The organism is Endozoicomonas sp. 2B-B (assembly GCF_053470045.1).
The window spans coordinates 5119635-5131117 of sequence record NZ_JBLZMU010000001.1 but is presented as its reverse complement, the minus strand read 5'-3'; the positions used below and the strand labels follow the sequence as shown (position 1 = coordinate 5131117).

Here is an 11483-nt window from a genome sequence, read left to right as displayed (position 1 = left end):
GGGGACCACGGGTATTTTTTTATGGGTAAAAAAACTGCCCGGAGTTCATTCTTTCTGTAATAAAATCGTCAGTGAAAAATTGTTTCTGACCCCCATGGCTGTTTACTATGGAACCATGGGTTTTTGTCCCGTGGGACCGAAGACGTTTTAATACCATCTCAAGGTTTTTTTTCAGGACTTAATCTTATGCAGATACTGATTACCGGGGGAACAGGATTTATTGGCCGACGACTGGTGGCCAGGCTTTTGTCAAGAGGGCATCGGCTGACCATTTTAAGCAGGCAGGATGCCGTGGGTGTCCAACGTCTGCTGACCCCTGAAGTGAGTTCTGTGAAGTCTTTGACGGCAGTGAATCCTTCTGTGGCTTTCGATGCCGTTATCAATCTGGCCGGTGAGGGGGTAATGGATAAACGTTGGACACCCTCGAGAAAAACACAGTTGCTCGATAGCCGGGTCGCCCTGACTTCAGAACTGGTTGACCTGATTGAACGAATGGAAAACCGACCAGGCTGCCTGATCAGTGGCTCTGCCATCGGGTTTTATGGTGGCAGGGATGATGCGGCCCGTCTGGACGAGTCTTCCGGCGCAGGAGACGACTTTGCTTCAGGGCTCTGTGTGCGCTGGGAACAGGCTGCCGAGCGTGCCAAAGGTCTGGGGGTACGGGTTTGTCTGGTCAGAACTGGCGTTGTGTTACACCCCGAAGGAGGTGCGTTGCATGAAATGATGACTCCTTTTCGTTTAGGGATTGGAGGTCCGCTGGGTTCTGGCCAACAGATGATGTCGTGGATTCACATGGAAGATATGGTGAATGCGCTGCTGTTTTTGTTGGAGAATGAATCAGCTGAGGGTGCTTTTAATGCCACCGCCCCTGAAGCGGTCAGCAATAAAGACTTTGCGATGGCTCTGGCTGGTACTCTCAATCGTCCCGCCTTGTTGAAAATGCCAGCAAGGGTTCTGAAGTGGATGTTGGGGGAATCTTCTGAAATGGTATTGAAAGGCCAGAATGTTTATCCAGAGCGTCTGATGGCTGAAGGCTATCAGTTCACCTATCCACAATTGAAACCGGCACTGACGCAGTTGATCAGAGCATAGCGTGAAAAAATGCTCTAAAAAGTGCCGTTTACTTCGTCGTTTTATAATAAAATGACCCTCTTTTAAGTACTGACAGCCATAAGCAACAGGATATTTTTCTATTTCCTGATGATGGAAAAACGTTCAAAGTAACTGCCAAGACTAATCGCCTCTGTTTGACTTCACGCAATGGATGAAAAGGAAGCAGGGTAAAGCAAGAGTGAAACTGTGCAGAGGCTCTGATGGAGAAGAAATCCTGCATAATACGGACTATAGAAGCATGCCCCAGGCACTGAAAATACAGAATCTTAGAAAACAATACGACAATGGATTTCAAGCCCTGAAAGGGATTGATCTCTCAGTTGAAGAAGGCGATTTTTACGCCCTGCTGGGACCCAATGGTGCTGGCAAATCAACCACTATTGGTATTATTTCATCATTGGTTCGCAAGACTTCAGGCGAGGTTTCAATATTCGGGCACGATATTGATACTGACCTTGTCAAGGCCAAGCGGATGCTGGGCGTCGTTCCCCAGGAGTTCAACTTCAACCAGTTTGAAAAAGTTGAAGATATCATTGTGACGCAGGCCGGCTATTACGGCATATCGGCAAAAGAAGCCCGCAAACGTGCTGAGAAGTATCTCAAGCAGCTGGGCCTGTGGGATAAACGACACAATGTTTCAAGAATGTTGTCCGGTGGTATGAAGCGACGTTTGATGATTGTCAGAGCCCTGATTCATCAGCCAAAACTACTGATTCTTGATGAACCGACCGCCGGAGTTGATATTGAACTTCGTCGCTCTCTCTGGGATTTTCTCAGGGAGATCAACGAGCAGGGCACCACGATTATCCTGACTACTCATTACCTTGAGGAAGCCGAGCAGCTCTGCCGCAATATCGGCATCATTGACAGTGGCAGGATCGTCGAGAACACCAGCACCAAGGCTCTGCTGGGCAAACTGCAACAAGAAAGTTTTGTGCTGGATCTGAAACAGCCGATTGGAGATCTGCCGACCCTTGCGGATTATATTGTCAAGAAGTTGGATAACCACAGTATTGAAGTTGAGGTCGGCAAGCACCAGGGGGTTAATGACCTGTTCCGGCAGCTGAGTGAATATCAAATTGAAGTGGCCAGTATGAGAAACAAGTCCAACCGTCTTGAGGAGTTGTTTGTCAGTCTGACTTCGGATGCTTTAGCGGCTTCAGGACAAACAAAGGACAGCGCGGCCGTGAAGGGAGGAAGTGCACAGTGAGTGAGTGGAAATATAACCTGGTTGCATTTAATACGATCTTCACTAAAGAAATTCGTCGTTTCATGCGGATCTGGCCACAGACGCTATTGCCACCGGCGATGACCATGTCTTTGTATTTCGTTATTTTTGGCGCTGTTATTGGCTCCAGAGTGGGCGAGATGGGTGGCTTTGATTATATGACCTTTGTCGTACCGGGTCTGGTCATGATGGCGGTGATTACCAACAGCTTCACTAATGTGGCTTCCAGCTTTTTCAGTAACAAGTTTCAGAAGTGTGTTGAAGAGTTGCTGGTGTCACCCGTACCGAACTGGGTGATTCTGGCCGGTTACACCATGGGTGGTGTTGTCAGGGGGGTCTACGTAGGTGTTCTGGTTATGCTACTGGGCGCTTTCTTCGTAGAACTACAGGTACATCATATTCTTATTACCCTGCTGGCTGTTTTCCTGACTGCAACTCTGTTTGCACTGGGTGGTTTCATCAATGCAGTGTTTGCCAGAAAGTTTGACGATGTGGCCATCATCCCGACCTTCGTACTGACGCCTCTTACTTACCTGGGAGGTGTTTTCTACTCGATAGACGTGCTTCCAGAGCCATTTCGATCCATCTCGCTGCTGAATCCTATCCTGTATCAGGTGAATGCCTTTCGATATGGAATCCTGGGACAGGACAGTGGTATCAGTTTAGGTTGGGCTTTTGTTGTGATGGTTCTGGCTATCGTAATACTGGCCGCCTGGGCTCTCCACCTTCTGCGAGTGGGCAAAGGCCTTCGAAACTGAATTTGAAGCGAGGCTTTTCAGGCCTCGTTTTTTCCAGAGGATACTGATCTGGCCGGGTTGCCGGGCAAACAGGATTGAGTCAAGTGAAGTTATGAGTGAATTAGTGAATGCTTCCCCGCTGGGGAAAAACAGTGAGTATCAGGCGGAGTATAATCCGGAAGTTTTGTTCCCTATTCCCCGCAGGGAGAAGCAGTTGGAGTTGGGGCTGGACCCCGATAACCTCCCTTTTGCAGGCAGTGATGTCTGGTTTGGTTATGAGCTGTCCTGGCTTGACGCCAAGGGTAAGCCGTTGGCAATGATCGGTCGCTTTGAGCTGCCCTGCCAGTCTCCCAGCTTGATTGAATCCAAGTCCTTTAAGCTTTATCTGAACTCATTCAACCAGACTCAGTTTGATTCTGTGGCACAGGTTCAGGCGGTTATGGAAAAGGATCTCAGCCAGGCTGCAGGTGCGCCGGTCAGAGTAAAGCTGATGACGATTGCTGAAATGGAAGCTTTCGGATTCAAATCGGCTCCCGGCACCGGAGTGGATGAGCTGGATGTGGTTATTGATTGCTATGACTATACACCTGATCTTTTGCAAAAGGCTGAAGGCATTCGGGAAGAAACTATCCATTCTCATCTGCTGAAGTCCAACTGTCCTGTGACCGGGCAGCCAGACTGGGGAACTGTGGTTGTTCAATATAAGGGAGAAGCCATTAGTCATGAGTCGTTTCTGAAGTTTATCTGTTCATTCCGTGGGCATCAGGAATTTCATGAGCAATGTGTGGAAAGAGTATTCACAGAAATACAGGCCCGTTTCAAAATGGAGTCCCTGACCGTCTATGCCCGCTATGTTCGCCGGGGGGGGCTGGATATTAACCCTTGGCGCAGCACTGATCAGGCCGGGCAGGATGATGGGCGTCTGATCAGGCAATAAAGTCAGGTTTTGAGTTGCAAGATCAGTAAGTTGGTCCATATAAGTACCTAACCAGTTGGTTTCGCATATTCTGGACGGCGGCTTTTTCCATTCTTCTGCGTTTCAACTCTGGTTGCGTAGCTATGGCTACGCGCCCGTCGTTGCGCCTTGAAGGATGAAAAAATCCACTCGCCAGAATATGCGAAATCAACTGGCCAGGTACTTATATTCTTTGGTATATGGAGGTTCTCTACCGATATGAAAAAATATATAGCTCTTACTGCTCTTTGTCTTTCCTGTAAAAGTTTTGCCGCAGGCTATGTTATCCGCAGTCCTTATGACTATCATTCAGTGGCTAGTTTAATACTTTTATCAAACGGCTGGGGTATTCTCTGGTTGTCCAGCAGACAACAGTTTCTTCCTTATCTGGTGCAGGGCTACCCAGCTCCAACAAACTTCTTCCCCAGCCATATCGGTATTGTGATTCGGGGCTGCGTCCACTATACAGAGGTACTGGATTACTTCTCCCCATAGCTCAGTCGATCTGACACAGTTGACCTGTAACTCCGCCAAGGGCAAATAACGGCTCCCCGACACTGGGAGCCAGCAAAAACCTGGCAGGAGAGGCCACTTCGTTTGCTTGTGACTCAACTTTCAACAGGCCGCATGGGGATAATGTAATCTTCCCAATCCTCTTCAGGTACCGAGGTTTCTGATTGCGCAAAGGCCCTGACGGAAATGCCAGCCAGGTGAACGCTGTCCGGAGTTCCCGATATCAGAGGGTGCCAGTCGAAGAGCGGTTTACCTTCGGCCAGGAGTCGGTAGGCACAGGTGTCTGGCAACCAGTGAAAATGAGGTATATCACCGGCTGTAAGTTTCAGGCATTGAGGAACCTTTTCCTTTCGGTGTTCATAGTCTGAACACCGGCAGCTGCGAATATCCAGCAGCTGGCAGGCCAGAGAGGTGTTGTGAACCTCTCCTGTCTCCTCATCTTCAAGTTTTTGCAGGCAGCAGCGACCACAGCCATCGCAAAGACTCTCCCATTCTTCAGGGGTCATCTGTTCGAGGGATTTGGTCTGCCAGAAAGGTATTGTCATATCGCAATGCTGATTATTTACAGTGTCGTGTGACTGGGAAACTAACGGACTAATGCTCATTAAACAACTCCAGTTCCTGACAGCTCTGATAAACGTCAGGAGCAATATCTGATAATAAAGGGTCCCGCTTTTTTAACTGCTCTATTTTACTGCATGCCCGTTGCCTCCAGCCTTCCAGTATGTCGTCAGCGATATCGATTTTGGCTTTTTTAAGGACGGTCACCGTATGCATAAGCTCCATTTCATCCCCATACTCGTCCAGTAAATTCAGAATTTCGGTGCCAAAAATTTCTGTCTGGTTTAGCTTTAACCACAAACTGTCAAAGGCCTGTTTTTCTCTTTCGCTGTCTGGCAGGTTAATGCTTTGTGCTTCCGTTTCACTCACCGGCTCACAGGCTTCATTGGCTTTACGTCTTTGGATGTATACCGGGCAATCGGGTTTTAAACGCTTTTGCCACTCATCTGCTGTCAGATAATAACGTTCAGACATCCCGGTGATTTTCAAAAAAATCCTGAGTTGCTCCTCTGTCCAGTTGCTGATTTCTATTTTTTCATCCCGTATTTTCAGCTGTGGCATGGGAAAGCGGTAGGTCTGAACACCGTCACCCAGCACCTCAACCTCAAGCCGCTGCCCTTTGACGGTAAAAGACATCTCGTTGAGGTTTTGCATCAGCACAGCTATGTAGCTCAGGGCCAACTGTTTTCCTGACTGGATGTATCCAGAGACAGTTACCTCAACATTGTTGTTATCGGTTGAACGCATCCCGGACAGAAAGTGATCGGGGATATCCTGATCCCAGGGCAGAAGACTATGGGTTTTAAGTAAGGCTTCAAACAGTATCTGGATGTCTTTTTTGGTGATGTCATGGGTTTTTAGTCGAAGGCAGGCTTCAAGCAGCCGTTTTAAATATTGAGAGGAATGCTCTTCGCTGAGTTTTTGCAGGGCGCTCAAAGAAGGAAACAGATCGAATACAGCCCGGGCATGGCTGGCATCCAGAAAACGCAGTTGATCATCCTTTGATAAGGGTTGCAGGATTTCCCAGTAGAGTCTTTTCATAGAGTCGTGTTTCAGCAATCCCGATAGTTGTTGCAACCGGGCTGAGAGCTGTTGCCATTGGTTTTTACCCGGCAATGACATCAGCCGCTTGACAAAGTAGACATAACGCTCTCTGTATTCATCTGAAGAAAACAAAGCCATTGTCTTCTTTAACACGTGCAAAGGCGTGGTTTTACCCGAATGACGCCACAAAAAATCCCGGTTCCGTTGATTAGCTTTAAGATAGTTCCTGACGCCTTTCCCTCCATAAGAAGACAGAAGCCTTATTAATGATTCCAGCATCAGAGCGGGTTTAGTCTTTTCACGGTGGTGAAATTGTTTTAAAACCGCCCAGTTGATTAACCAGTCTGGTTTAGGGGTGGAAAGATAAAGGGAAACTGTTTTTAGCTGGCGATTGAATTTGTCATTCTCTTCATTATCCAGGTCGTTATCCAAGCCGCTATTTTCTTCAGTAGATGCTGTCAACAGCCACTGTTTCAGTTGTGTTTCCTGGTATTTCAGCTCTTCAATAGCAGGTAGCCCTTCTGATGCCCAGAGCCTGGCCATAATTTGCAATAACAGATGGTTGGGTGCCCCCCCGCAGCTTATCCAGTCCATCACTTTTTTCACTGGCCCATGTTTGGGCACGCCCTGGCCATAATTTATGGACGAGAAGGCACGGAACCGCTCCTTACTGAACTCGCCATCCTGGTCTTTCCACTCCGTCCAGCCAAGCACTTTTTTCACTTGCTCATATCTGGGCATGCCCCGGCTAAAATTCATGGAACAAAATGCGCGGAGCCGCTCCATACTGAATTCGCCATGCTTATCTTTCCATTCCGGCCAGTTCAGAACCTCTTTCACTTCCTCCTCATGTTCAGGCAAGCCTCTGGAATGAATCATGGACGAGAAGATGCGGAGTCGCTCCATACTGAACTCGCCATACTTATCTTTCCACACCTGCCAGCCCAAAACCTCTTTCACTTCCTCCTCATGTTCAGGCAAGCCTCTGGCATGATTCATGGACGCGAAGGTGCGGAACAGCTCCATACTGAACTCGCCATCCTTGTCTTTCCATACCTGCCAGCCCATCACCACTTTCACTTCCTTGTGTTTGGGCATACCTTTTTTGGTTAACATAGACGAGAAAGAGCGGAATAAATCCATATTGAATTGGCCATCCTCGTCTCTCCATTCCGGCCAGTCCAGCATTGCTTTTAATTTTTTATGTTCCTCATGTTTGGGCATGCCTTTGCAACTATTCAGGGACGAGAAAGCGCGGAACAGCTCCATATTGAATTCGCCATCCCTGTCTTTCCATTCCGGCCAGGCCTGCACCTCTTCCACTTCCTTTTTTTTGAGCATGCCTTTGCCACCATTCATGGATGAGAAAGCGCGGAACAGCTCCAAATTGAACACGCTATCCTTGTCTTTCCATACCGGCCAGCCAAGGATCTCTTCCACTGCCTCATGTTTAAGCATGCCTTTGCAACTATTCTGGGACGAGAAGGCGCGGAACAGCTCCATATTGAACTTGCCATACTTGTCTTTCCATTCCGGCCAGCCCAATATTTCTTTCACTTTCTCATAGTTGAGCTTTCCTTTGCCATGATTCATGGATGAGAAGCAGCGGAACAACTTTATATTGAACTGGCCATCCTTGTCCTTCCACTCCGACCAGTTAAGCACCTCTTCCACATCCTTATGTTCGGGCAAGCCTTTTGTGTTGTACATGGACGAGAAAGACTGGAACCGCTCCCTATCAAACTCGCCATTCTGGTCTACCCATTCCGGCCAGTCCAGCACTTCTTCTACTTCCTCCTGCCTGGGTATGCCTTTGCAATTGTTCATGGAAGAGAGGGAAGTCAATACCTCCAAACTCGCCAAATATTCGAGTTCATCCTGGCTACGTTCTGCAAAGCTACGGATATATTTTTTCACATTATGCAGCATGCTGGTCAGCAAGCCGGTATTTTTGATGCTTTCAGGAAGGTGCCCAAAAAACGCAGTGGCATTATCGAAGAAACCATCAAAATACTTTCTCTCTACGAAACCAAGTAGCTTATAAAAAGTGTGCTTGACAGTGATGTTTTTTTTCTTGAATACCGCAATCAAAGTTTGCACTTTTTCCAGATCTTCCTTGCTTAATTTGTATTTGATGTTTTCTTTTACTTTTTCTAATGGGTCGTCGGGGGTCTGAGTGTCTGCCGGTTTACTTTTTTTGGCCGGTGGTGCAGCGGCTGCTTGTGAAATCTTTCTCTTTCTACCCGCGTCTTTCTTTTTTTTCTGAGCGGGTTCTGATGAATCCGGCTCTGTTTCATGGTGGGCTGGTCTTGCCCTTTTTTTACTGTGAGTGTCCGACAGGCACTGGTTGCATAAAAATGCTGAAGCTGCTGTCTCATTGGCTACACGTCTTAATTCCTGTTGATTCAGCGCCTTGTCACACTTCGAACAAGTGACAGCGGGTTTTCCGGTATCCTGCTGAGCTGAGGGGCCCGGTGGCTCATTGCCTCCACGATCGCTGCCGTCTATTGAACCGGTTCTCTGGTTACGGGCAGCGACCCGGCTCCTCTGGCTGTTCTGAGCTGTGGCCGCAGTTGTTGGTTCTTTGGTCGTTCGGGAGGTTTGATTCTTGTCGCCGGAAGCCGCCTGTCGGCCAGAATATTTGCCAGAAATGATTTCACAGTAAACACTGAGTTCCTGACCATTCTCTGCCAGCCATGACTGAACCAGCCCCGTTTGAACCCTGGCAGGGCCTGACCTTTCCAGATCAAGAAGGTCGGCTTCAATGACCATGATCCGGTCTGACATAATCCGGGCCAGCGTTGTTTGGCCCGTCATAGTAGCCCATAGTCGTTTTATTCGTAATACTCGAAGCAGTTGTCTTTTTTGTTGCTGGCATTTTTGAACAGGATCAGGAACAAGGATAAGGTCAGGCTGGGGTTCCGGGTCAGAATTCCAGTTGTTTCCATCAGGTGGCTTATCACCATCATCTCCCCCGGCAGCACCCATGGCAATGGGCATGTTGGTCGTCTTCTCAGGCGCTTCAGGGGACCAGGTCACCCGATCAATGCGGCGTGTTTGTTTTATTGGCCAATCGGGTAGGAGAGGCAGTTGAAGCGACTCAGGAGGACTGATATTTGGCAGTAGCTGAAGCAAACTGAAAGCGAACAGCATAAACCCGACCGGAAAAGGGTCGGGCTGTTCAGGTTTAGCCAGCTTATTGGCATATAAGGAATGTGCTGGCAGCGGACTTGAGCCGGTGAGCCCCAACGCAAGCAGCGATTCCCAAAACACCATCGTCACTAGCAGAAGCAGTGATCGGGTTACCGAGCAGACAATTTTGTTTTTTTGTGAGCGTCTCATAGACCCTGGCGAACTGGTTGCCGTTTGCACGAGTCTGTATAGCACTGCACTGGCTATCACGCCATTAACGGAGTTGACGAATATTTCTGAGTCAACTCTGTCTGCAACCTTGTTTTTGCAGTTTGTGGTGGTACCCACTGGCTTGCCTGAATGTCAGGGCTCAGGACAAACCGGGCTCTATACCCTTGTTTTCACAGCGGGTCGTTAAAGCTCAGCAGTTCTTCAGGAAGGTGTTGAATGTAAGTACCTAACCAGTTACTTAGTCTTCTTCGGCTGGGGGCATCTGCAGGTAAAACCCCTTTTCCTGAATCCCGGTCATCACTTTTTCAATGTCTGCCCTGGCCAGTTTGCGCTCAGGTGTCAGCAGAATATCCATCACATGGGTAGCTTTGCCGAAAGCCTGATGAAGGGCTTCAGGGACTTTCTTCAGTTGATCACGCTTGTCAACGTAAAGGTACATCTCGTTGCGTTTGCTGCTTTTGAAAATGGAAGCAAGAATTTTAGACATAATATTAATACTATCTTGAATTTGCCTGGAGTCTGGGAAGTAATTATCTCTGGTTCTCTTTGTACTCTTTCATAGCCAGAATCAGGGGTTCGGCAATTTCCCGTTGTCGCCAGCCTTTAATGCTCTCTGGCATCGAAAAACGGCCACTGTTTTGCCACTGACGTAAGAGTGCGTTAGACATTTTTCCCGGGAATAACAGCTCTGCAGGTACATTCAGCTCATCTGATTTGTGAGTCACCCAGGCCTTGATCAGTTTGCCATAGTCGCGGGCGGCTTTCGGCAGGGGGGCAGGGAGCTGTTCCGGATAGTCAGCTTCCGGACTGTCTTTGGCCTGTTTGACCAGGTTCAGAATAATCCCGCCGTATTTTCGAAGCGTTTTGGGTTTCATATCCTGAATGGAAGAGAGTGAACGTATATTCTCCGGCATATAACGGGCAATTGGCCACAGGCTTCCCTTGGGGATGACCCGGTTGCGCGGGGTATTGGTTTTTCGGGCTTCCAGTTCACGGTATTCACAGATCTTCTGTAAAACCGCCAGTTGTTGAGGCTGCAATTGCCAGGCACGTTTAACATCTTTCCAGATTTCGCCGGGGACCGGAAACAATGGCGAGCTGAGCAAGGTGTCACAATCCTCGTTAAGCCATTGCAACTGAGGCTTGCCTTTCATTTTTTCGAGTAATAGCTCATAAGCTTCCAGCAGGTGAACGACATCGAGCGTGGCATAGCTGATCTGGGCTTCAGTCAGTGGTCGCTGAAGCCAGTCTGAGCGAGTGGCATCCTTGGGCAGGTCCACTTCCAGAAGCGCCTTTAGCAAGTTTTGGTAGCTTAATGAATGTCCCAGTCCTGCATAGGCCGCAGCAAGCTGTGTATCCAGCAATGCAACTGGGCGGCAGCCGGTGAGAATATTGAAAACTTCGAGATCTTCTCCGCAGGCGTGAAGGACTTTGATGACAGATTTGGATTGCAGAACCCGGCCAAAGGAAGCCCAGTCCTGAACACTGAGTGGGTCAATCAGGAAAACTCTGTCACCGGTACCCACCTGAATCAGTCCGGGAATAGGGTAAAAGGTATCAGTGCGAATAAACTCTGTGTCCAGTGCAATGGCATCCAGCTCAAGCCACTGCTGGCAGTAATGGTTAAGGCTTTCGCTGTCGAGGACCCAGATGGGGTCAGGATGTTCAATAGGCATATAAGCAGCTGGATTAGAAATAAAAGCCTATTATAAGGAGCTTGTCTCTGAAGCCAAAACAATATTCTCCAGGGCTTGATGAGAAAGTCAGTAAATTCGTGGACAAGATGGCTCAGATACTCTCATCCCCCATGAAGAAGCTGAAACGTATATCCTCAATCGAATTAAACAATAATTATGAACATTTACCGAATCAAGAAGGCCAGAGCAGACATGCATCATTGGCTTGACTAAGTGTGTATTCGTAATCCTGAAGCAGAAGTGCTTTCGTAATAAAAAGGCCCGCATCAGCG

General features: G+C 48.3%; 10 protein-coding genes. 6 read left to right on the top strand and 4 right to left on the bottom strand.

Annotated features, from left to right (window positions below; all coding sequences use genetic code 11):
* Positions 1–186: 186 nt before the first annotated feature.
* The 5 genes from ACOMHB_RS19105 to ACOMHB_RS19085 all read left to right on the top strand — a co-directional run bounded on the left by ACOMHB_RS19105 (position 187) and on the right by ACOMHB_RS19085 (position 4528).
* Complete coding sequence (locus ACOMHB_RS19105) at positions 187–1092, top strand: TIGR01777 family oxidoreductase (RefSeq protein ID WP_422134682.1); 906 nt, start codon at positions 187–189, stop codon at positions 1090–1092.
* A 259-nt stretch (positions 1093–1351) separates the two neighbouring features.
* Complete coding sequence (locus tag ACOMHB_RS19100; RefSeq protein ID WP_422137129.1) at positions 1352–2323, top strand: ABC transporter ATP-binding protein; 972 nt, start codon at positions 1352–1354, stop codon at positions 2321–2323.
* A 62-nt stretch (positions 2324–2385) separates the two neighbouring features.
* On the top strand, positions 2386–3099 hold the full coding sequence (locus tag ACOMHB_RS19095) for an ABC transporter permease (protein WP_422137128.1): 714 nt from the start codon (positions 2386–2388) through the stop codon (positions 3097–3099).
* A gap of 91 nt (positions 3100–3190) precedes the next feature.
* Positions 3191–4015, top strand: a complete 825-nt coding sequence (gene queF / locus ACOMHB_RS19090) for an NADPH-dependent 7-cyano-7-deazaguanine reductase QueF (RefSeq protein WP_448217807.1) — start codon at positions 3191–3193, stop codon at positions 4013–4015.
* A gap of 237 nt (positions 4016–4252) precedes the next feature.
* Positions 4253–4528 carry a hypothetical protein gene (locus ACOMHB_RS19085; protein ID WP_422134680.1) on the top strand — a complete coding sequence of 92 codons (276 nt, stop codon included), beginning with the start codon at positions 4253–4255 and terminating at the stop codon, positions 4526–4528.
* A 113-nt stretch (positions 4529–4641) separates the two neighbouring features.
* Here the strand turns inward: ACOMHB_RS19085 and ACOMHB_RS19080 are convergent, their stop codons facing one another.
* Positions 4642–5091: a YcgN family cysteine cluster protein gene (locus tag ACOMHB_RS19080; protein WP_448217806.1), complete on the bottom strand. Its 450-nt coding sequence runs from the start codon at positions 5089–5091 to the stop codon at positions 4642–4644.
* 49 nt (positions 5092–5140) lie between these two features.
* Positions 5141–9304: a hypothetical protein gene (locus ACOMHB_RS19075; RefSeq protein WP_448217805.1), complete on the bottom strand. Its 4164-nt coding sequence runs from the start codon at positions 9302–9304 to the stop codon at positions 5141–5143.
* Positions 9305–9389: 85 nt separating this feature from the next.
* Here ACOMHB_RS19075 and ACOMHB_RS19070 point away from each other — a divergent pair, with 85 nt between their 5' ends.
* Complete coding sequence (locus ACOMHB_RS19070) at positions 9390–9701, top strand: hypothetical protein (RefSeq protein WP_448217804.1); 312 nt, start codon at positions 9390–9392, stop codon at positions 9699–9701.
* A 51-nt stretch (positions 9702–9752) separates the two neighbouring features.
* Here ACOMHB_RS19070 and ACOMHB_RS19065 read toward each other — a convergent pair whose 3' ends face one another.
* Both ACOMHB_RS19065 and rnd read right to left on the bottom strand, forming a co-directional pair.
* The gene (locus ACOMHB_RS19065; RefSeq protein ID WP_422134677.1) at positions 9753–10001 is read right to left on the bottom strand and encodes a YcgL domain-containing protein; all 249 of its coding nucleotides are present in this window, start codon (positions 9999–10001) and stop codon (positions 9753–9755) included.
* Between the two features lie 43 nt (positions 10002–10044).
* Positions 10045–11190 (bottom strand): ribonuclease D, encoded by a 1146-nt coding sequence (gene rnd / locus ACOMHB_RS19060; protein ID WP_422134676.1) that lies wholly within the window; start codon positions 11188–11190, stop codon positions 10045–10047.
* Positions 11191–11483 lie beyond the last annotated feature (293 nt).

Bases quoted from the DNA above. Each gene is read 5' to 3' on its own strand.
- ACOMHB_RS19075 (WP_448217805.1), bottom strand. From the start codon at position 9,304: ATGCTGTTCGCTTTCAGTTTGCTTCAGCTACTGCCAAATATCAGTCCT.
- rnd (WP_422134676.1), bottom strand. From the start codon at position 11,190: ATGCCTATTGAACATCCTGACCCCATCTGGGTCCTCGACAGCGAAAGC.
- ACOMHB_RS19065 (WP_422134677.1), bottom strand. From the start codon at position 10,001: ATGTCTAAAATTCTTGCTTCCATTTTCAAAAGCAGCAAACGCAACGAG.
- ACOMHB_RS19105 (WP_422134682.1), top strand. From the start codon at position 187: ATGCAGATACTGATTACCGGGGGAACAGGATTTATTGGCCGACGACTG.
- queF (WP_448217807.1), top strand. From the start codon at position 3,191: ATGAGTGAATTAGTGAATGCTTCCCCGCTGGGGAAAAACAGTGAGTAT.
- ACOMHB_RS19080 (WP_448217806.1), bottom strand. From the start codon at position 5,091: ATGACAATACCTTTCTGGCAGACCAAATCCCTCGAACAGATGACCCCT.
- ACOMHB_RS19085 (WP_422134680.1), top strand. From the start codon at position 4,253: ATGAAAAAATATATAGCTCTTACTGCTCTTTGTCTTTCCTGTAAAAGT.
- ACOMHB_RS19100 (WP_422137129.1), top strand. From the start codon at position 1,352: ATGCCCCAGGCACTGAAAATACAGAATCTTAGAAAACAATACGACAAT.
- ACOMHB_RS19095 (WP_422137128.1), top strand. From the start codon at position 2,386: ATGCGGATCTGGCCACAGACGCTATTGCCACCGGCGATGACCATGTCT.